17 protein-coding genes are annotated in these 19,984 nt (G+C 74.0%); 11 read left to right on the top strand and 6 right to left on the bottom strand.

Going from position 1 to position 19,984, the window contains the following annotated elements; all coding sequences use genetic code 11:
- Positions 1–2: 2 nt before the first annotated feature.
- The 9 genes from BTM25_RS18820 (at position 3) to BTM25_RS30405 (ending at position 10,513) form a co-directional block, all read left to right on the top strand.
- Entirely contained in the window at positions 3–932 is a 930-nt protein-coding gene (locus BTM25_RS18820) for a ribonuclease Z (RefSeq protein ID WP_235828479.1), read from the top strand.
- Positions 933–956: 24 nt separating this feature from the next.
- Positions 957–2,315 carry a dihydrolipoyl dehydrogenase family protein gene (locus BTM25_RS18815; RefSeq protein WP_103564158.1) on the top strand — a complete coding sequence of 453 codons (1,359 nt, stop codon included), beginning with the start codon at positions 957–959 and terminating at the stop codon, positions 2,313–2,315.
- Positions 2,312–4,288, top strand: a complete 1,977-nt coding sequence (locus BTM25_RS18810; RefSeq protein WP_103564157.1) for a thioredoxin domain-containing protein — start codon at positions 2,312–2,314, stop codon at positions 4,286–4,288. Before BTM25_RS18815 ends, BTM25_RS18810 begins: the two co-directional genes overlap by 4 nt.
- A gap of 188 nt (positions 4,289–4,476) precedes the next feature.
- Positions 4,477–5,655, top strand: a complete 1,179-nt coding sequence (locus BTM25_RS18805) for a C40 family peptidase (protein WP_103564156.1) — start codon at positions 4,477–4,479, stop codon at positions 5,653–5,655.
- Positions 5,656–5,692: 37 nt separating this feature from the next.
- Entirely contained in the window at positions 5,693–6,214 is a 522-nt protein-coding gene (locus tag BTM25_RS18800) for a hypothetical protein (protein WP_103564155.1), read from the top strand.
- A gap of 92 nt (positions 6,215–6,306) precedes the next feature.
- Complete coding sequence (locus BTM25_RS18795) at positions 6,307–6,849, top strand: hypothetical protein (RefSeq protein ID WP_103564154.1); 543 nt, start codon at positions 6,307–6,309, stop codon at positions 6,847–6,849.
- A 49-nt stretch (positions 6,850–6,898) separates the two neighbouring features.
- Positions 6,899–7,717, top strand: a complete 819-nt coding sequence (locus BTM25_RS18790; protein ID WP_103564153.1) for an isoprenyl transferase — start codon at positions 6,899–6,901, stop codon at positions 7,715–7,717.
- A 168-nt stretch (positions 7,718–7,885) separates the two neighbouring features.
- The gene (locus tag BTM25_RS18785) at positions 7,886–9,202 is read left to right on the top strand and encodes a PhoH family protein (RefSeq protein WP_103564728.1); all 1,317 of its coding nucleotides are present in this window, start codon (positions 7,886–7,888) and stop codon (positions 9,200–9,202) included.
- A gap of 408 nt (positions 9,203–9,610) precedes the next feature.
- Positions 9,611–10,513: an aggregation-promoting factor C-terminal-like domain-containing protein gene (locus BTM25_RS30405; RefSeq protein WP_235828478.1), complete on the top strand. Its 903-nt coding sequence runs from the start codon at positions 9,611–9,613 to the stop codon at positions 10,511–10,513.
- A 3-nt stretch (positions 10,514–10,516) separates the two neighbouring features.
- Here BTM25_RS30405 and BTM25_RS18775 read toward each other — a convergent pair whose 3' ends face one another.
- The 4 genes from BTM25_RS18775 to BTM25_RS18760 all read right to left on the bottom strand — a co-directional run bounded on the left by BTM25_RS18775 (position 10,517) and on the right by BTM25_RS18760 (position 16,170).
- Positions 10,517–11,905 (bottom strand): class II fumarate hydratase, encoded by a 1,389-nt coding sequence (locus BTM25_RS18775; protein ID WP_103564152.1) that lies wholly within the window; start codon positions 11,903–11,905, stop codon positions 10,517–10,519.
- An 89-nt stretch (positions 11,906–11,994) separates the two neighbouring features.
- Complete coding sequence (locus BTM25_RS18770) at positions 11,995–13,251, bottom strand: serine/threonine-protein kinase (RefSeq protein WP_168212155.1); 1,257 nt, start codon at positions 13,249–13,251, stop codon at positions 11,995–11,997.
- A gap of 350 nt (positions 13,252–13,601) precedes the next feature.
- Positions 13,602–15,242 carry a fumarate hydratase gene (locus BTM25_RS18765; protein WP_103564150.1) on the bottom strand — a complete coding sequence of 547 codons (1,641 nt, stop codon included), beginning with the start codon at positions 15,240–15,242 and terminating at the stop codon, positions 13,602–13,604.
- The gene (locus BTM25_RS18760) at positions 15,235–16,170 is read right to left on the bottom strand and encodes a DMT family transporter (RefSeq protein WP_103564727.1); all 936 of its coding nucleotides are present in this window, start codon (positions 16,168–16,170) and stop codon (positions 15,235–15,237) included. Before BTM25_RS18760 ends, BTM25_RS18765 begins: the two co-directional genes overlap by 8 nt.
- A 69-nt stretch (positions 16,171–16,239) precedes the next feature.
- On the opposite strand from BTM25_RS18760, the gene pdxR reads away from it, so the two are divergent.
- Both pdxR and BTM25_RS18750 read left to right on the top strand, forming a co-directional pair.
- Positions 16,240–17,631 carry a MocR-like pyridoxine biosynthesis transcription factor PdxR gene (gene pdxR / locus BTM25_RS18755; protein ID WP_235828477.1) on the top strand — a complete coding sequence of 464 codons (1,392 nt, stop codon included), beginning with the start codon at positions 16,240–16,242 and terminating at the stop codon, positions 17,629–17,631.
- 27 nt (positions 17,632–17,658) lie between these two features.
- A complete protein-coding gene (locus BTM25_RS18750; protein ID WP_103564149.1) occupies positions 17,659–17,892 on the top strand; it encodes a hypothetical protein in 234 nt (77 codons plus the stop codon).
- A 7-nt stretch (positions 17,893–17,899) separates the two neighbouring features.
- Here the strand turns inward: BTM25_RS18750 and BTM25_RS18745 are convergent, their stop codons facing one another.
- Positions 17,900–19,123: an MFS transporter gene (locus tag BTM25_RS18745; RefSeq protein WP_103564148.1), complete on the bottom strand. Its 1,224-nt coding sequence runs from the start codon at positions 19,121–19,123 to the stop codon at positions 17,900–17,902.
- A gap of 69 nt (positions 19,124–19,192) precedes the next feature.
- On the bottom strand, positions 19,193–19,927 hold the full coding sequence (locus tag BTM25_RS18740; protein ID WP_235828476.1) for an ABC transporter permease: 735 nt from the start codon (positions 19,925–19,927) through the stop codon (positions 19,193–19,195).
- Positions 19,928–19,984: the final 57 nt, after the last annotated feature.

Genomic DNA, 19,984 nt, shown 5'->3' with positions numbered 1-19,984 from the left:
CCGTGCGTGATCTCTTGGTGCTCGGGTCGGCCAGCGCCGTCCCGACGAAGCGGCGCAACCACAACGGCTACCTCCTGCGGTGGGACGGGCACGGCCTGCTGTTCGACCCGGGGGAGGGGACGCAGCGCCAGATGACCCGCGCCGGGGCGTCCGCGACCGAGCTGAACTGGCTGTGCCTGACCCATTTCCACGGCGACCACTGCCTCGGCGTGCCCGGGATCGTCCAGCGGATCGCGCGCGACCAGGTCCCGCACCCCGTCCGGGCGGTCTTCCCGGGCAGCGGCGCCGAGTACTGGTCGCGGCTGCGGCACGCGAGCCTCTTCCGCGACACCGACGTGATCACCGAGCACCCGCTCACCGGGGACCGCGTCGACCTGGACACCGGCGCCGCGCCGTTCACCCTCACCGCGCGGCGCCTCTCCCACCCCGTGGAGGCCTACGGCTACCGCCTCGCCGAACCCGACGGCCGGCGGATGCTCCCCGCCGAGCTGGCCCGCTCCGGCGTGACCGGCCCGCTCGTCCGGACGCTCCTGGAGACCGGCGCGGTCGTCGCGCCGAGCGGACGCACCGTCGCGCTGGACGAGGTCAGCGCCCGCCGCCCCGGCCAGGTCTTCGCGTTCGTCATGGACACCCGGCTCTGCGCGGGCGTCACCGACCTAGCGGCGGGCGCGGACATGCTCGTCATCGAGTCCACCTTCCTGAACCGCGACGCCGCCCTGGCCGCCGAGTACGGCCACCTGACCGCCGGGCAGGCGGGCCGCGTCGCGGCCGACGGCGGCGTCCGCCACCTCGTCCTGACCCACTTCTCCGAGCGCTACCCCGCCGACGAGGAGGACCGCTTCGCCGAGGAGGCCGCCGCCGCGTTCGGCGGCGAGATCACGGTCGTTCACGACCTCGACCGCATCCCCCTCCCCAAAAGGCGCGATAAGTGACCGCGAGACGGGCAGGGTGAGGGCATGGCTGAAGATGTTGACGTCGTCGTGCTGGGACTCGGGCCGGGCGGCGAGAACGCGGCGGGGCTGCTGGCGGACGCGGGGCTGAGGGTCGTCGCGGTCGAGGCGCGGCTGGTGGGCGGCGAGTGCCCGTACTTCGCGTGCGTGCCGACGAAGATGATGGCGCGGGCCGCCGATCTGGTCGCCGACACCGGACGGGCGCGCAAGCTCGCGGGGGACGCCGAGGTCCGGCCGGACTGGACGCGCGTCGCGGACCGCATCCGCGACGACGCCACCCACGACTGGAACGACCAGGCCGCCGTGGACCGGCTCACCGGACGCGGCGTGCGGCTGGTGCGCGGCGAGGGCGTGATCACCGGGGAGCGGGAGGTGCGGGTCGGGGACGAGGTGTTCCGGGCCGCGCGCGGGATCCTGCTCAACACGGGCACGGCGCCGCTCGTCCCGCCGATCGAGGGCCTGGCGGGCACGCCGTTCTGGACGAACCGGGACGTCGTCCGCGTCGCGACGGCCCCCGAGTCCCTGCTCGTGCTCGGCGGCGGCGTCGTCGGCGTCGAGACGGCGCAGGTGTTCGCGCGGTTCGGCACCCGCGTGACGATCATCGAGGGCGGCCCCCGGCTCGTCGCGCGCGAGGAGCCCGAGGCGGGCGACCTGCTGAAGACGGTGTTCGAGCGCGAGGGCATCGACGTCCGGACCGGCACGCGCGTCGAGGCCGTCGAGCACGACGGCGCGTTCACGCTGCGCACCACGCACGGCGAAGTGAGCGGGGAACGGCTGCTCGTCGCGACCGGGCGCCGCCCGAACCTCAAGGGCATCGGCCTCCCGGCCGTCGGCCTGGACGAGGACGCCCGCGCGCTGGAGGTGGACGGCGCGCTGCGCGCCGGCGACGGCCTCTGGGCGATCGGCGACATCACCGGCAAGGGCGCGTTCACGCACGTGTCGATGTACCAGTCCACGATCGCGGTGCGCGACATCCTCGGGGAGAAGGGGCCGCTGGCGTCCTACCGGGCCGTCCCGCGCGTCACGTTCACCGACCCCGAGATCGGCGTCGTCGGGCTGACCGAGGCCGAGGCCCGCGACCAGGAGCTGCCGGTGCGGATCGGGACGACCGACCTCGCCCAGTCCACGCGCGGCTGGATCCACGGGCCGGGCGGGGACGGGTTCATCAAGCTCGTCCAGCACGCCGAGTGGGGCACGCTCGTCGGCGCGACCGTCATGGGCCCGATGGGCGGCGAGGTGCTGGGGGCGCTCGCCGTCGCCGTCCACGCCGAGGTGCCGGTGGACACCCTCCGCACGATGATCTACGCCTACCCGACGCTGCACCGCGCCATCGAGACCGCCCTCGCCGACCTGGAGAGCACGTGAACCGCTTGAAGGACGCCACCAGCCCCTACCTGCTCCAGCACGCCGGGAACCCGGTGGAGTGGTTCGAGTGGGGGCCGGAGGCGATGGCGGAGGCGCGGCGGCGGGACGTCCCGATCCTGCTGTCCGTCGGGTACGCGGCGTGCCACTGGTGCCATGTGATGGCGCACGAGTCGTTCGAGGACGCCGCCACCGCCGGGCTCATGAACCGGTACTTCGTGAACGTCAAGGTGGACCGGGAGGAGCGGCCGGACATCGACGCGGTCTACATGGAGGCCACGCAGGCGATGACCGGGCAGGGCGGCTGGCCCATGACGGTGTTCGCCACGCCGGACGGGCATCCGTTCTACTGCGGCACGTACTTCCCGCGTCCAAGGTTCCAGGCGCTGCTGGAGGCCGTCCACACCGCCTGGACGGACCAGCGCGCCGAGGTGACCGACCAGGGCCGCAAGGTCGTGGACGCGCTCACCGGGCCGCCGCCCGCGCTCGACGGCGTCCCGGCGCCCGACGAGGACGCGCTCGCGCTGGCCGTCCGGTCCCTGGCCGAGGGGTACGACGCGGCGCGCGGCGGGTTCGGCGGCGCGCCCAAGTTCCCGCCGTCGATGGCGCTGGAGTTCCTGCTGCGCCACCACGCCCGCACGGGCGACGGCGACGCGCTCGCGATGGCCGCCCACACGCTGGAGGCGATGGCGCGCGGCGGCCTGTACGACCAGCTCGGCGGCGGGTTCGCGCGGTACTCGGTGGACGCGGAGTGGGTCGTCCCGCACTTCGAGAAGATGCTGTACGACAACGCGCTGCTGGCCCGCGTCTACGCGCACTGGTGGCGGCTGACCGGTTCCCCGCTCGGGAAGCGGATCGCCCTGGAGACCTGCGACTGGATGCTCCGCGACCTGCGCACGCCGCAGGGCGGGCTGGCGTCGGCGCTGGACGCCGACAGCGAGGGCGAGGAGGGCCGCTTCTACGTCTGGACGCCCGATCAGCTCGCCGACGTCCTCGGCCCGGACGACGGCGCGTACGCGACGCGCCTCTTCGCGGTGACCGGCACGTTCGAGCACGGGACGTCCGTCCTGCAACTGCCGCGCGACGCCGACGACCCGGGCCGGTACGCCCGGATCCGCGCCGCGCTGCTGGCCGCGCGGGACCGCCGGGTGCCGCCCGCCCGCGACGACAAGGTGGTCGCCGCCTGGAACGGCCTCGCGGTCGCGGCGCTCGCCGAGTGCGGCGCGCTGTTCGACCGGCCGGACCTGGTGGCCGCCGCGCGGGAGATCGCGGGGCTGCTGCTGGACGTCCACGGGTCGGGCGGACGGCTCGTCCGGACGTCACGGGACGGCGCCCCGGGCGCCCACGCGGGCGTCCTGGAGGACTACGCCGACGTCGCCGAGGGCCTGCTCGCGCTGCACGCCGTCACCGGCGAGCCGGCGCACGCGACGGCGGCGGGGGCGCTGCTGGAGACCGTCCGGACGCGCTTCGGCGACGGCGCGGGCGGCCTCTACGACACCGCCGACGACGCCGAGCGCCTGTTCCGCCGTCCGCAGGACCCGACCGACAACGCGACGCCGTCCGGACGGTTCGCGGCGGCGGGCGCGCTGCTGTCCTACGCGGCGCTGACGGGCTCGGCCGAGCACCGGGAGGCCGCCGCGGCGGCGCTGGCCCCGGCCCGGCCGCTGGCGACCGAGCACGCGCGGTTCGCGGGCTGGGGGCTCGCGGTCGCCGAGGCGCTCGTGGCCGGCCCGCTGGAGATCGCGGTCGTCGGGGACCCGGCGGACGAGCGGACACGCGCCCTCCACCGCGCGGCGCTCCTCGCGACGTCCCCCGGGGCCGTGACGACGGTCGGCCCGCCCGGTCCCTCCGGTGTCCCGCTGCTGGCCGGAAGGCCCCTGGTGGACGGCGCTCCCGCCGCCTACGTGTGCCGGGACTTCGCCTGCCGGACGCCCGTCACGACCCCCGACGACCTGGCCCGCGAACTTCGCCGTTAATTGGATCCTCGATCCACTTTGTGGCAACGTGACCTTGATCTCGTATCCTCATGGGTGTTACTTCTGGGTATCGGACGCGGGTCGGCGTAACAGGGCCGACGCTTTCGGGGGATCCGAGCGGTGCGCCGGGTATCGGGTGCACTGAGGGCGGGGGCCGCGTCCCGCCGACGCGACGAGGGAGTGTTGCCGTGCGCAAGCCGGGCCGCCGGGTGCTACCGACGATCATCGGCGTGGCGGTGCTGGCCACCCTCGGGACCGGGACGGCCGTGGTCACGGTCCGGCCGCCCGCCGCCGAGCTGGCGATCCCGCAGACCGACAAGCAGGCGCAGTTCGTCGCCGCGTCCGGCACGACCCGCGTCACGTCCGGCGTGGTCGCGCCGCTCGGCAAGCGGATGACGCCGCACGTCCTGGTCGCGGCGCAGTCGTCGCTGCCCGCCGAGGTGATCGAGAAGATCCGCAAGAACAAGAAGGTCAAGGGCGTCGAGGTCGTGGACGCGGCCCAGGCCAAGGTCAACGGCAAGTCGGTCGGGCTGCTCGGCGTGGACCCGTCCACGTTCCGCAACTACACCCCGAAGCCGACCGCCAAGTCCGACGCCCTGTGGCGCAACATCGCCGGGGGCGACGCGGCGATCTCGTTCACGATGGGCAGCGACGGCGGCGTCAAGCTCGGCACGCAGGTCCCGATCGCGGGCCAGGGCGGGCAGGCGGCGTCCAACGTCCGCGTCGGCGCCTACGCGACGATGGGCATCGGCGACGTGGACGTCGTCATCTCCCACGCCACCGCGCAGGCCCTCGGGATGCCGACGTCGAACGCGCTGCTCGTCAGCGCCCCGAAGACCGACACCCGCGCGTTCATCAAGAGCCTGAAGAAGATGCTCCCCAAGGGCACCAAGGCCGTCGAGGTGAACCCGCCGGTCGACTACCCGTCGACGAACGTCCCGAAGTCCAACGGCGAGGTCATGAACTCCGCCCAGGTCCGGACGGTCATCAAGGCGGCGTACTCGCGGCTCGGCTGGCCCTACGTGTGGGGCGGCGAGTCCGAGTCCGAGGGCGGCTACGACTGCTCGGGCCTCATGCAGTACGCGTTCGCGGCGGCGGGCATCCGGCTGCCGCGCGTGGCCGCCGACCAGGCGCGGGCCGGCTGGATCGTGCCGTTCGACAAGGCGCAGCCCGGCGACATGCTCATCTGGGCCAACGACCCGACCGCGCCCGGCTACATCTCGCACATCGCGCTCTACATCGGCGGCGGCAAGATGGTCGCGGCGCCGCACACCGGGACGGTCGTGCAGGTCCAGAACGTCTACATGAACAACTTCAAGGGTGCCGTCCGGGTCAACCCCCGCGTCGCGAACTCCATCGCGGGCTGAGCGCCTCCCCGGGGCGCCGGGGTGTAATCATGATTACATGATGACGCACACGACGGTGGAGCAGCTCCGGGGCTGGTTCTCCGGACGGCTGCCCGAGGGCTGGTTCACCGGCGCGCCCGAGATCGTCCTGGACCGCGAGGAGGTCACGGTCGTCGGGCGGCTGCCCGAACCGCCCCGCGCCGAGGGCGTCCCGGACGCCGAGCACGCCGCCGCCGTCGAGGGCCACGTCGGACGGTTCCGCGAGACGACCCGCGACCACCGCGTCGCCATCGCCCGCGAGGCCGAGCACCGCTTCGGGCACAAGGTGTCCTGGGGCGTCGCGTGCGGCGGCCGCGAGGAGATGTTCACGTCCCTGTCGGTGCCGGTGATGACCCGGCTGCGCCAGCCCGAGCGGCGCGTCCTCGACACGCTCGTGGACGCCGGGGTCGCCCGCAGCCGCAGCGACGCGCTCGCCTGGTGCGTCCGGCTCGTCGGCAAGAACACCGACGCCTGGCTCGCCGAGCTGCGCGCCGCGCTGGAGCATGTGGAGCGCGCCCGCTCGGCCGGCCCGACGGCCTGACCGTTCCTTACCCGATCGCGGTCCGTGTCGGGTGTGATCATGGACCTGACCTCGCCTAATGTGCGAAACAGGAGCGAGATCGGAGGGACGGGATGCGCGGTGGGCTGCGGTGCCTGGACGGGTCGTCGCTCGCGGTCGTGCCCGTCCCGGCGCGCGACCGGGGCGGCGCCCGCTACGAGGTCACGCTCGAACTCCGCCGCGACGGCGCCGCGTTCGGCGCCGTGGGGGAGCGCTGCGGGCACCTGCTGGCCGGGGCCGCCGCGCGCGTCGCCGCCGCCCGCGCCGACGGATCGCCGCAGGCCCGGCGCTGGCCGGACGCCGACGACCGCTTCCCCGGCCCCGACGGCGTCCCCGGTCGCGACGCCGAGCTGTTCGCGCTGCGCTGCCGCGAGCGCGCCGACGTCGGCCACACGGACGCGCCGCCGGGGGAGCTGCGCTGCACGCTGCGGACGTCCGCGCACTGGATCCCGATGCCCGGCGGGACGGGCGCCGTGCGCGGCCGGTGGCGGCTGACACGCCGCGCGGTGCTCGAAGCCTGGGGGACGGACGGGCACGGTGTGCGGGCGGTTCTGACTTCGTCCGAACTTCTCCGCTTCCTAACCGATCTCACCAGAGAAATCCGTTCGCTACCCTGAAGCCCGACAACGCCCCCGCACTCGCCCGGGGTGGTGAGAGGGGACGACCATGGGCCAACGACGCGCCGCGCGCCTCGGCGCCGCCGTCCGCCGCAGCCGCCCGTACGGCGCGGTCCGCGACGCCGCGTACCGCATGTACGAGCGCCGCGTGGAGTCGTCCCTGCCCACCGACGTCACCCCGCGCCACGTCGGCGTCATCCTGGACGGCAACCGCCGCTGGGCGCGCTCGATGGGCCACACCGACGTCAACCACGGCCACCAGCGCGGCGCCGACAAGATCTCCGAGCTGCTGAGCTGGTGCGACGAGGCCGAGGTCGAGGTCGTCACGCTCTGGCTGCTGTCCACCGACAACCTCACGCGTCCCGCCGCCGAGCTGGACCCGCTGCTGGAGATCATCGAGAACACCGTCGAGCGCCTGGCCGCCGACGGACGGCACGTCAAGCCCGTCGGCGCCCTCGACCTGCTGCCCGACAAGACCGCGCGCGTGCTGAAAACCGCGCGCGAGGCGACATCCGATGCCCCCGGCCTGATTGTGAACGTCGCCGTTGGGTATGGGGGAAGACGTGAGATCGCTGATGCGGTTCGCTCTCTCCTCATCGAGCAGGCGTCCCGGGGCACCAGCATCGAGGAGCTTGCCGAGGTCCTCGAAGTGGAGCACATCGCCGAGCATCTCTACACGCGCGGCCAGCCGGACCCCGACCTGGTCATCCGCACGTCGGGTGAGCAGCGACTGTCCGGCTTCATGCTCTGGCAGAGCGCGCACTCGGAGTTCTACTTCTGCGAAGTCCACTGGCCGGACTTCCGCAAGGTCGACTTCCTGCGCGCCCTCCGGTCCTATGCCGCGCGTCACCGGCGCTACGGTTCCTGAGGCCGCTCCTTCGGGACGCGTCCCGACCACCGCTCGCACCACCGGCACCGAACGCCCCCGCCTTCGGGACCGCCGCTGCCATCGAGCGGACCGCCGCGCCACCGGTAATCCCCCACCAGCCAGGGAGATCGAGTGGCCACAACCCTCCCGCGCCGTCCCGGTTCCGGGATCCCCACCGGAGCAGGCGCCCCGGTCCGGCGCACGTACGTCCTCGACACCAGCGTCCTGCTCGCCGACCCGGGGGCGATGACCCGGTTCGCCGAGCACGAGGTCGTACTACCGATCGTCGTCATCTCCGAGCTGGAGGCCAAGCGCAACCATCCCGAACTCGGCTACTTCGCCCGCCAGGCCCTGCGCACGCTGGACGACCTCCGGCTCGCGCACGGCCGGCTGGACGAGGCGCTCCCCGTCGGCGACATGGGCGGAACCGTGCGCGTCGAGCTGAACCACGCGGACCCGAGCGTGCTCCCCGACGGGTTCCGGCTCGGCGACAACGACACCCGCATCCTCTCGGTGGCCGCCTGGCTCGCCAAGGAGGGCAAGGACGTCGTCCTGGTCTCCAAGGACCTCCCGATGCGCGTCAAGGCGTCCGCCGTCGGCCTCACCGCCGAGGAGTACCGGGCGGAGCTGGCGGTCGTGGAGTCCGGCTGGACGGGCATGCGCGAACTCGACCTGCCGGCCGGCGCGGTGGAGGACCTGTACGAGCACGGCACCGCCGACCTGGAGCAGGCCCGCGACCTGCCCTGCCACACGGGCCTGCGGATCCTGTCCGAGCGCGGGTCGGCGCTCGGCCGCGTCCTGCCCGACAAGTCGGTGCGGCTCGTCCGGGGCGACCGCGAGGTCTTCGGGCTGCGCGGCCGGTCCGCCGAGCAGCGCGTCGCCCTCGACCTGCTCACCGACGAGGACGTCGGCATCGTCTCGCTCGGCGGGCGCGCGGGCACCGGCAAGTCGGCGCTGGCGCTGTGCGCGGGCCTGGACGCGGTCATGGAGCGGCGGCGGCACCGCAAGGTCGTCGTCTTCCGGCCGCTGTACGCGGTCGGCGGGCAGGACCTCGGCTACCTGCCGGGGTCGGAGAACGAGAAGATGTCGCCGTGGGCGCAGGCCGTCTACGACACGCTCTCGGCCGTCACGACGCCCGAGGTCATCGACGAGGTCCTGGACCGGGGGATGCTGGAGGTCCTGCCGCTCACCCACATCCGGGGCCGGTCCCTGCACGACGCGTTCGTGATCGTGGACGAGGCGCAGTCGCTGGAGCGCGGCGTGCTGCTGACCGTCCTGTCCCGGGTCGGGGCGGGGTCGCGGGTCGTCCTGACCCATGACGTGGCGCAGCGCGACAATCTCCGCGTCGGCCGGCACGACGGAGTCGCGGCCGTCGTGGAACGGTTGAAGGGGCATCCGCTGTTCGCGCACGTCACGCTGACGCGCTCGGAGCGGTCGCCGATCGCCGCGCTCGTCACCGATCTGCTGGAGGACGTCGGCGCCTAGCACGCACCGCCCGTCCGCGCGCCTGTCCGGGCGCGCGGACGGGCCGTGCAATTTTCGGTTACGTCCCGGGGTGGGACGGTCTCGGCCCGTATACGTGTGAAGAAGGTCACAGTGTGCGGGCGAGTGACAAAGAACCCCAGCTCTGCGCGGCGATCCCCGGGGTTCCTCGGCAGGTTGACAAAGTGCCGGGCCGTGCTTTCCATCTCGATTCGGTTGCGAAGCGGGTCGGCGGGTCGGGCATTGTGTGTCCCCGTAAGCACCCCTGGAACGGTGCCCCGGCCGCGTCTCCCCCCGGAAGCGCGGGCAGGCCGGGACCGTCCGCCGCCCGGCACCCCGCACGTCCGCCCGGGCCGGGGGTGACGCAGCTCGCACGCGCGCCCATGCCGTGCGACCGTCGGAAGGACCGCCTTGTCCGGAGACTCGAACGGGTCACCCTGGCGAGACGATCACCAGCGCTCCCCCCTCTTCCCCCCGGCGCGCGGCGCCGACGACGTCCGCGTCGCGGGTCCGCCGCCCGGCTTCGGCGGCGACGCCGCCCGCGCGGGCGACACGGCGGGCCTGCCCGCCGCGGCCGCACTGGCCACGCTGCCGCGTCCCGAGGAGCCCCGCGACGAACTCGGCGCCCCGGCGGCGCCCCGCCGCGCCGGGGGCCGCCGAGCGGCCCGCTCCGGCCGCCGCACGGGCCTGGCCGTGGCCGCCGTCGTCGGCGGCGCGGCCCTCGCGGTCGGCGGCGGCTCGGTCGCCGCGCTCGCGTTCACCGGCGACGACACGCCCGACCACGGCACCGTGAAGTCCGCGCCCGTCGCCGACGCGGCCGTGCCGGAGATCGACACCACGGCCCTCGCCGCCGAGCGGCGCAAGAAGGCCCTGGCGCGCGCCGGACGCGAGGCGGGCGACCTGCGGGCGCCGACGCTGCGCGTGAAGGGCAGCCCGATCCCGTCCAAGACCCCGACGCCGTCCGGCGGCGTCGGCGGCGCGGGCGGCGGCGCGGGCGCCGACCCGGTCCCGGCGGGCGAGGCCCAGCAGATCGCCAAGGGGATGCTCGCGGGCTACGGCTTCGGCGGCGACGGCCAGTTCGCGTGCCTGGTGAAGCTCTGGAACAAGGAGAGCGGCTGGCGGACGACGGCGGCCAACCCGTCCGGCGCCTACGGCATCCCGCAGGCGCTGCCCGGCTCCAAGATGGCCAGCGCCGGCTCGGACTGGCGCACCAGCGCCCGCACCCAGATCAAGTGGGGCCTCGGCTACATCAAGAGCCGCCACGGCACCCCCTGCGGCGCCTGGAACCACTCCGAGCAGAACGGCTGGTACTAGGGACTAGGACGGCGCGGTCATCGACAGGACGTCGAGGACCGCGTCGAGTTCCTCCGCGCTGATCGCGCCGCTCGCGACGTGGCCGCGTTCCACGACGACCTCGCGGATCGTCTTGCGCTCGGCGAGGGCCTGCTTGGCGATCCTGGCGGCCTCTTCGTAGCCGACGTAGCGGTTCAGCGGCGTCACGATCGACGGCGAGGACTCGGCGTACTCGCGCAGGCGCGGCTCGTCGGCCTCGATGCCGTCCACGCAGCGGTCGGCGAGCAGGCGGGTCACGGCGGCCAGCAGCGCGATGGACTCCAGCACGTTGCGGGCCATCATCGGCAGCATCACGTTCAGCTCGAAGTTGCCCGCCGCGCCGCCCGCCGTGACGGCCGCGTCGTTGCCGATGACCTGCGCCGCGACCTGGACGGCGGCCTCCGGCAGCACGGGGTTCACCTTGCCCGGCATGATCGACGAGCCGGGCTGGAGGTCGGGCAGGCGGATCTCGCCGAGCCCGGCGCGCGGCCCCGACCCCATCCAGCGCAGGTCGTTGGCGATCTTGGTGAGGCTCACCGCGATCGTCTTGAGGGCGCCGGACGTCTCGACCAGCCCGTCCCGCGCGCCCTGCGCCTCGAAGTGGTCGCGCGCCTCGGTGAACGGCAGATCGGTCAGCGCGACCAGTTCGGCGATGACGCGGGCGCCGAAGCCGTGCGGGGTGTTGATGCCGGTGCCGACGGCCGTCCCGCCGAGCGGCAGCTCCGCCAGCCGGGGCAGGACGGCCTCCAGCCGCTCCACGCCGTGCCGCATCTGCGCCGCGTAGCCGCCGAACTCCTGGCCGAGCGTGACGGGCGTCGCGTCCATGAGGTGCGTGCGGCCCGCCTTGACGACGCGCGCGAAGTCCACGGACTTGCGGTCGAACGCCGTCGCCAGGTGCCGCAGCGCGGGGATCAGGTCGTTGACGACGGCGTCGGTCGCGGCGACGTGGATCGAGGACGGGAACACGTCGTTGGACGACTGGGACGCGTTGACGTCGTCGTTCGGGTGGACGGGCCGTCCCAGCCGCTCCTGCGCGAGCGTCGCGACGACCTCGTTGGCGTTCATGTTGGACGACGTCCCCGAGCCCGTCTGGAACACGTCCACGGGGAACTGGTCGTTCCACCGCCCGTCGGCGACCTCCAGGGCGGCCGCGCGGATCGCGGCGGCGACGTCGGCGTCCAGCACGCCGAGCTCGGCGTTCACGGTCGCGGCGGCGGCCTTGATGCGGGCGAGCGCGGCGATGTGGGCGGCTTCCAGGCCGCGTCCGGAGATCGGGAAGTTCGCCACCGCGCGCTGGGTCTGCGCCCGCCACTTCGCCGTGGCCGGGACTTGGACCTCGCCCATCGAATCGTGCTCGACCCGGTACTCGGTCATGACTCCGCCCCCTGATCCGTAGTCCTCACCTTCAGTGCAGCGAGGCCGCGTCCCCAGCCATTCCCCGGCCGGGACGCTTCATGGATCGGTCACTGCCCGGCGGACGCCCGGACGGTGTAGTTGCGGCGCTCGCCGGGGCCGCCGAGCGGCTTCTTGCGGCCGTTGACCCACACTTCGCAGGCCGACGAGTCGTACACGACGGCGTTCAGCCGCGGCTGGTCGAACCGGCGGGCGCTGCCCACCGGGACGGTCTCGTTGTTGGCGAGGACGGTCAGGGTGTCGCCGGGGATCGCGACGAAGATGCGGCAGCCGGCCGTCCGCGCCTTGACCAGCAGCGACCCCGACGCGTTCGGGCCGGGCGCGACGGTCGGCGGCGGCGCGGTGCTGGGCTTCGGGTCGGGCTGCTCGCGCATCATCCCGACGGTGAGGGCGGTCGCGCCGATCGCGCAGGACGCGACGACGCCGCCCGCGAGCGCGATCACCGCCATCACGCGCAGCCGGGGCGCCCCGGCGCGGCGGGCCGAGCGGGGGCCGGTGAGGGCGCGCTCCAGCCGGTCCACGGCGCGGGCGTGGGTGAGGCGGCGGGTCGGGTGCTTCTCCAGCAGCCCGGTGACGACGGACGCGAGCGGCCCGGCGTTGCGCGGGGTCGGCGGCTGCTCGTTGGCGAGGGCGCTGAGCGTCGCCATGACGTTGTCGCGTTCGAAGGGCGGCTTGCCCTCCAGCGCCGCGTACAGGGTCGCGCCGAGGGACCACAGGTCCGAGCGGGGGGTGGCCTTCTCCCCGGCCGCGACCTCGGGCGCGACGTAGGCGGGGGAGCCCATGAAGTGGCCGGTCTTGGTGAGGCTGGCCGAGCCGGAGGAGAACGCGAGCCCGAAGTCGGTGAGGACGACGCGGTCGCCGTCGAGCAGGACGTTGCTGGGCTTGAGGTCCCGGTGGACGATCCCGGACCGGTGCGCGACGGCCAGCGCGTCCAGCAGGCGGCGGCCGATGTAGCCGACCTGGTCGGGCGGGAGCGGGCCGGAGCGCTCGATGAGCTGTTCCAGGCTCGGGGCCTCGATCAGCTCCATGATGATCCACGGCCGGCCCTGCTCGATGACGACGTCGTACACCTCGATGATCGAGGTGGAGCGGAGCTGTGCCGGCGCCCGTGCCTCGCGGAGCGTGCGGCGGTAGAAGACGACCCGGTCGTTCTCGGTGAGGTCGGCGGGCAGCCGCAGTTCCTTGATCGCCACCGCGCGATCGAGGAGGTCGTCATGCCCGCGCCAGACGGTGCCGTTGGCACCCTGGCCGATTTCCGAGACCAGCCGGTAGCGCGTCGCGAGCACGAGGCGCTCAGACTGAGACATGGGGGAAAGATACCGGAGTGGCCGCGCGGTCATTGAGGAGTCGGCACGACCAACATGATTTTCGGGACGATACCGTGACGTCTCGCCGGGCCGTCGCGTGCGCCCGCGTTCCGGTTCCGTTCATCGGGCGCCTTCCTGACGCGGCGGCGTTTGTCATCCGGCCGCGAGGTCGCAGCGCTGCAGGCCGGATTCGGACGGGTTGTCCGTATCCAGTGTGCCGGGGGACGGCCCGGAACGCACGGGGTCACCGCCCGCCGTCCGACAAGTGTAAAAGATGATCTTCCGGGGCATTGGAACGAATTTCCCGAAATGATCTTGGGGCGCGTCCCGCGCGGACGCGCCCCGTCCCGTCAGCGGCGCCCGATGGACAGCAGCGGACCGGTCGTGTCGGCGAAGAAGTCGTTGCCCTTGTCGTCCACGACGACGAACGCCGGGAAGTCCTCCACCTCGATCTTCCAGACGGCCTCCATGCCGAGTTCGGCGTATTCGAGGACGTCCACCTTCTTGATGCAGTCCTGCGCCAGCCGCGCGGCCGGGCCGCCGATCGAGCCGAGGTAGAACCCGCCGTGCGCCTTGCACGCGTCGGTCACCTGCTGCGACCGGTTGCCCTTGGCCAGCATGACGAGCGAGCCGCCCGCCGCCTGGAACTGCTCGACGTAGGAGTCCATGCGCCCGGCCGTCGTCGGGCCGAACGACCCGGACGCGTAGCCCTCGGGCGTCTTGGCGGGCCCCGCGTAGTAGACGGCGTGGTCGCGCAGGTAGGACGGCATGGGCTCGCCCGCGTCCAGCCGCTCCTTGATCTTGGCGTGCGCGATGTCGCGGGCCACCACGAGCGGGCCCGTCAGCGACAGCCGCGTCTTCACCGGGTAGCGGGTCAGCTCGGCGCGGATCTCGTCCATCGGCCGGTTGAGGTCGACGCGGACGACGTCGCCGTCGAGGTGCTCGTCGGTCGTCTCGGGCAGGAAGCGGGCCGGGTCGGTCTCCAGCTTCTCCAGGAAAACGCCCTCGGCGGTGATCTTGGCGACGGCCTGCCGGTCGGCGCTGCACGACACCGCGATCGCGACCGGGCAGGACGCGCCGTGCCGGGGCAGCCGGATCACCCGGACGTCGTGGCAGAAGTACTTGCCGCCGAACTGCGCGCCGATGCCGAGCCGCTGCGTCAGCTCGAACACCTGCTGCTCCAGCTCGACGTCCCGGAACCCGTGGCCGAGCGGCGAGCCCGCGTCCGGCATCGTGTCGAGGTAGTGCGCGGACGCGTACTTGGCCGTCTTCAGCGCGAACTCGGCGGACGTCCCGCCCACCACGATCGCCAGGTGGTACGGCGGGCACGCGGCCGTGCCGAGCGAGCGGATCTTCTCCTCCAGGAAGCCCAGCATCCGCGTCGGGTTCAGGACGGCCTTCGTCTCCTGGTACAGGAACGACTTGTTCGCGCTGCCGCCGCCCTTGGCCATGAACAGGAACTTGTAGGCGTCGCCCGGCGTCGCGTACAGCTCGATCTGCGCGGGGAGGTTGGTGCCGGTGTTCTTCTCGTCCCACATCGTGACCGGCGCCATCTGCGAGTACCGCAGGTTCAGCCGGGTGTAGGCGTCGAACACCCCGCGCGCGATGTGCTCCTCGTCGCGGCCGTCGGTGAGGACGTGCTGGCCGCGCTTGCCCATGACGATCGCCGTGCCGGTGTCCTGGCACATCGGCAGGACGCCGCCGGACGCGATGCCCGCGTTCTTCAGCAGGTCCAGCGCGACGAACCGGTCGTTCGGGCTGGCCTCGGGGTCGTCGAGGATCCTGCGGAGCTGCGTCAGGTGCGCCGGGCGCAGCAGGTGCGCGATGTCGCGCATCGCGGTCTCGGTGAGCAGCCGCAGGGCTTCCGGCTCGACCTGGAGGAACGTCCGGCCGTTCGCCTCGAACGTGGAGACGCCGTCGCTGGTCAGCAGCCGGTACTCGGTGTCGTCCGGGCCGAGGGGCAGCAGGTCGGTGTAGGAGAACTCAGGCATTCGGGATCCTCGCGCGTTCGGGTGGGGCCGCCTTTAGGTTACGACTTGCCGGTGGCGCGGCCGTCCGCCGCATGCCGAGCAGGACGCCGGCGGTGACGAGCGCGGATCCGGCCAGTTCGGCGGCGCTCGGGGCGCCGAGGCCGAGCGCCGCCGTCGTCGCGACCGCGCTGACGGGGATCATGCCGGTGAACAGGCCCGCGCGGTCCGCGCCGAGGCGGCCGAGCGCGTCGTACCAGAGCAGGAACGCGACCGTCGTGATCACGACGGCGAGGAACGCCAGGGCCGCCGCCTCCTTCGGGGTCGGGACGCGGCCGACGTGCGTTCCGTCCACGACGAGCCCGGCGGCCAGCAGCATCGGCGCCGCGAGCCCGGCCGTGTACGCCGAGACGCGCAGCGGGCCGAGGCGCGGCAGCAGCGGCAGCGCGAGCAGCGAGAAGCAGACCTCGCCCGCCAGCGCGCCGAACGCGAACGCCAGCCCGCGCGGGGACGCGCCGCCGAGCCCGGTCGCGACGGCCGTGCCCGCCGCGACGACGGCCGCGCCCGCGACGACCGCGCCGGCGGGACGGGCGCGGCGGGCCAGGTACGGCCCGGCGACGGCGAGCACGACGGGGGAGATCGCGATGACCGTCCCGGTCGTGGCGGGGCTCGTGTCGCGGACGGCGGCGAGCACGCACAGGTTGAACCCGGCGAGCCCGGTCAGCGCGAGCGCGGCGAGCAGCACCACGTCCCGGGGCCTCAGCTTCGGCGGCGGGCCGCCCGTCACGCGGACGAGCACGCCGAGGATCGCCGCCGCGATCCCGTACCGGACGGCCTGGCCGCCGAGGGCCGGGAACGCCGCGAGCAGCGCGGACACGGCGGGCAGCGCGCCGACGAGCGCCATGCCGGACGCGGCGCCGACCATGCCGCGCGTGGTGCTGGTGAGAGGCATACGTGGGACGCTAGAAGCGCCCTGGACCACCCGACAGGGCCAATTCGACCCCCGAATTCTGGACCAATCATGGATCTGCACCTTCCGCTGGACCGGTCGTCCGGGCTGGCCGCGCAGATCGCGGCCGGGCTGCGCGCCGGGATCCGCGCGGGGCGGCTGACGGCAGGGACGCGGCTGCCGTCCAGCCGCGCGCTCGCGCAGGACCTCGGGGTGTCGCGCGGCGTGGTCGTCACGGCCTACGAGCAGTTGCTCGCCGAAGGCTTCCTGGTGGCGCGGCCGGGGGACGGGACGCGGGTCGCGCCGCTGGCCCGTCCGTCCGCCGCCGACGCGGGCGCGGCCGGGCCGGACGAGCCGCGCGCCGCCGTCGCCGACCTGCGGCCCGGCCAGCCGGACCTGGCGGCGTTCCCGCGCGCCCGGTGGCTGGCGGCGCTGCGGGCCGCGCTGCGCGACAGCCCGCACGACGCGCTGCTCGGCTACCCCGACCCGGCCGGGGACCTCGCGCTGCGGACCGAGCTGGCCGGGTACCTCGGGCGCGTGCGGGCCGCCGACGCGTCCGCCGACCGGATCACGATCGTCAGCGGCGTCGCGCACGGGCTGTCGGCGCTGGCGGGGCTGCTCGCGCGGGACGGGCGCGTCCTGGCCGTCGAGGACCCGACGAGCGACCGCCAGCTCCCGCTGCTGCGCGCCGCCGGGGCGCGGATCGTCCGGGTGCCGGTGGACGCCGAGGGCCTGGACGTCGCCGCGCTCGCCGCGTCGCCCGCGCGGGCCGTGCTCGTCACGCCCGCGCACCAGTACCCGACCGGCGTCGTCCTGTCGCCCGCGCGGCGGGCCGCGCTGATCGCCTGGGCGCGCGAGACGGGCGGCGTCGTCGTCGAGGACGACTACGACGCCGAGTTCCGCTACGACCGCGACCCCGTCGGCTGCCTCCAGGGCGTCGATCCCGAGCGCGTCGTGCTGCTCGGCTCGGTGAGCAAGGCGCTCGCGCCCGCGCTGCGGCTCGGCTGGACCGTCGCGCCGCCCGCGCTGACCGACGGGCTGCGCGAGCACCGCGCGCTGACCGATCTCGGCAACCCGTCGCTGGAGCAGCGCGCCCTGGCCCGCTTCCTCGCCGACGGCGGCCACGACCGGCACCTGCGCGTCATGCGCCGCCGCTACCGGGCGCGCCGCGACGCCCTCGCCGCCGCGCTGCGCGCGCATCTGCCGGTCGCGGTCGTCCGGGGCGTGGCGGCGGGCCTGCACCTCTACGTCGAGCTGCCACCGGGATGCGACGAGGACGCCGTGGTCGCGGCGGCGGCGGACGGCGGCGTGCTCGTCACCGGGGCGCGCGGCTCATGGTCGCCCGACCGCGCCGGCGCGGCGCCGCCCGCGCTCGTCCTCGGTTACGGACGGGCCGGAACCGCGCGCCTGGAGCGGTCCGTCGAAGTTCTCGCCCGCGCGGTTACCCCGCGTGCTCACGGGTAGAGCCCCGGTCTGAGCGAAGGAGGACGGATGAGTCTGGACGAGGCCGCGAGGCAGCTCAAGATGGCGGCGCACGATGCCCAGGTGTCGTTCGACTGCGTCGGGCTCGGGGATCTCGCCCGCGCCCAGGAGCACGCGGTGACCCTGCGGGCTTCGGCGGACGCCGCACTGACCGCCCTGGCGCGGGCCCTGGAGGACCTGTCCCCCCAGCAGGCGCGCTCGGCGGGGGAGGACGCGGTGACCGCCCTGGCCGAGGACGCCTGACCGCGCGTCAGCGGACCGGCGCGGGGGTTTCGGACGCGTCGTGGACGGGGGCGGGCTCGAACCCGCGGGCCAGCGCGATGATCGCCAGCGTCAGGACCGCCGGGACGATGTAGGACGTCTGGTAGCTGGACAGCGGCTGGAGGATCAGCACGACCACCGCCCCCGCCACGAAGCCCACGTAGTTGAAGATGTTGACCCGCGCCACCGCGACGCCCAGCCCGGACGGGTCGACGCGGCCCGCCGCCGAGAACGACAGCGGCGGGATGACGCAGAGGCCGAGGCCCGTCACGGCGAAGCCCGCGATGGCCATCGGCGCGTTCTGCGCGGCGACGACGAGCAGCAGCCCCGCCATGCCCGCGACCGTCCCGGCGCGGACGACGCGGGCCGCGCCGAACCGGCGGACGCCGAAGTCGGCGACGGCCCGGCTCGCGACCATCGCGACCTGGTAGGCGGCCAGGCCGAGCGGCGCGACGTCCTTGCTGTGCAGGTCGTTGTCGAAGTACAGGGCGCCGAAGTTGGACAGCATCGAGTCGGCGACGTAGAAGCAGCCCATCGCCAGCCCGATGATCAGTACCGGGCGCCACGGGACGAGCTTGGCCGCCGCCTTCAGCTCCGCCCCGGCGGGCACGGCGACCTCGTCCTCCTTGGCGGCGAGGCGGGGGCCGGCCACGAGCGTCACCGCCGTCCCGAGGACGGCCGGGATCGCGAACCCCACCGCGAGCGACGTCGTCAGGTGGTCGGGGTACACGTAGGTGTTGGCGACCCACGCCCACAGCGCGCCGATCCCGGCCGCCGCCGCCCAGACCGCGTGGAAGCCGGTGAGGATGCTGATCCCGTACGCCCGCTCGGACGTGACGGCCTGCGCGTTCATCGACGCGTCCACCGCCCCGACGAAGAAGCCGAACACCGCGACCGCGATGTAGACCGGGATGTCGGCGCTGCCGGACAGGCCGATCGCGAGGACGGTCAGGCACACGAACGGCTGGGAGACGCGGAGCACGATGCGGCTGCCGAACCGTCCCATCAGCGGCGCGGCGACCGCGCTGCCGACGCCCGCGACGATCGGGACGCACAGGACGACCAGGTTGATCTGGTCGTCGGTCATGTGGTGGGCGTCCCGGACCTGGTTGACCCGGCTGACCAGCGCCGCGAAGCACAGGCCCTGGACGGCGAAGACGGCGTACCCGGCCGCCCGCGCGCGCCGGACGCGCGTGGTGACGCTGCCCGTCATGGGCCCGCTCCCTCGGTCAACGTGAAGAATGTTCAGGTGAGGGTAGGGTCCCGCGCCCGGACCGGTCAATCACACGATCAGCTTGCGCCGGAGCGCCCGCAGCGCGAGCGTCCACGCGACGGCGGCGAACGCCGCGATGCCCGCCAGGTGCCCGAGGTCGGCGAGCGGACGGAACCCGAACACCGCGTGCCGCACCAGCTCGACGCAGTGGAACACCGGGTTCGCGTGCGCCGCCGCCTGCGCCCAGCCGGGCAGCGACGACATCGGGAAGTATGTCCCGGCGACGAGCATCAGCGGCGTCACCACGCCGGTGATCACGTAGTCGAGCGAGTTGATGGACGCGACGCGCGCCGCCGTCCACGCCCCGAACAGCGACAGCCCGAACGCCGTCGCGAACACGATGAACGGCACCAGCAGCATCCCCGGCGCCGGGTCCAGCCCGAACGCCATCCCGACCAGCAGCGGCGCCGAACCGAACACGCCCGCGCGCGCCGCCGTCCAGACCGTCTCGCCCGCCAGCAGCTCGTGCAGGTCCACCGGCGCCGCCAGCACCGCGTCGTAGGTGTGCTGGAAGACGCGCCGCGTGTAGCCGTTGAACATCGCCGGGAACACCGACAGGAACAGCGCGGCCGTCCCGACGACGCCCGTCGCGACGAAGTCCCGGTAGGTGATCCCCGCGACCGCCGCGACCAGCGACCCGACGCCGTAGCCGAACGCGAGCAGCATGAACGCGGGCTCGAACAGCGCCCCGAACGTCTGCGGCTTCCAGTACCGCGTGAACTGCGCGGCCTCATACCGCCACACCCCGCGCAGAGCGGCCCCCTCGAACCGCCGCAGCCGTGTTTCCCCGCGCGCGGGCGG

This window comes from Actinomadura rubteroloni, assembly GCF_002911665.1.
In the GTDB taxonomy this organism is placed as follows: Bacteria; Actinomycetota; Actinomycetes; order Streptosporangiales; family Streptosporangiaceae; genus Spirillospora; species Spirillospora rubteroloni.
This window is presented reverse-complemented; position numbering and strand designations above follow the sequence as displayed.

Coding starts and splice junctions, on each gene's coding strand:
- BTM25_RS18760 (WP_103564727.1), bottom strand. CDS start 16,170: ATGCCTCTCACCAGCACCACGCGCGGCATGGTCGGCGCCGCGTCCGGC.
- BTM25_RS18815 (WP_103564158.1), top strand. CDS start 957: ATGGCTGAAGATGTTGACGTCGTCGTGCTGGGACTCGGGCCGGGCGGC.
- BTM25_RS18795 (WP_103564154.1), top strand. CDS start 6,307: ATGCGCGGTGGGCTGCGGTGCCTGGACGGGTCGTCGCTCGCGGTCGTG.
- BTM25_RS18775 (WP_103564152.1), bottom strand. CDS start 11,905: ATGACCGAGTACCGGGTCGAGCACGATTCGATGGGCGAGGTCCAAGTC.
- BTM25_RS18770 (WP_168212155.1), bottom strand. CDS start 13,251: ATGTCTCAGTCTGAGCGCCTCGTGCTCGCGACGCGCTACCGGCTGGTC.
- pdxR (WP_235828477.1), top strand. CDS start 16,240: ATGGATCTGCACCTTCCGCTGGACCGGTCGTCCGGGCTGGCCGCGCAG.
- BTM25_RS18800 (WP_103564155.1), top strand. CDS start 5,693: ATGATGACGCACACGACGGTGGAGCAGCTCCGGGGCTGGTTCTCCGGA.
- BTM25_RS18750 (WP_103564149.1), top strand. CDS start 17,659: ATGAGTCTGGACGAGGCCGCGAGGCAGCTCAAGATGGCGGCGCACGAT.
- BTM25_RS18765 (WP_103564150.1), bottom strand. CDS start 15,242: ATGCCTGAGTTCTCCTACACCGACCTGCTGCCCCTCGGCCCGGACGAC.
- BTM25_RS18745 (WP_103564148.1), bottom strand. CDS start 19,123: ATGACGGGCAGCGTCACCACGCGCGTCCGGCGCGCGCGGGCGGCCGGG.
- BTM25_RS18790 (WP_103564153.1), top strand. CDS start 6,899: ATGGGCCAACGACGCGCCGCGCGCCTCGGCGCCGCCGTCCGCCGCAGC.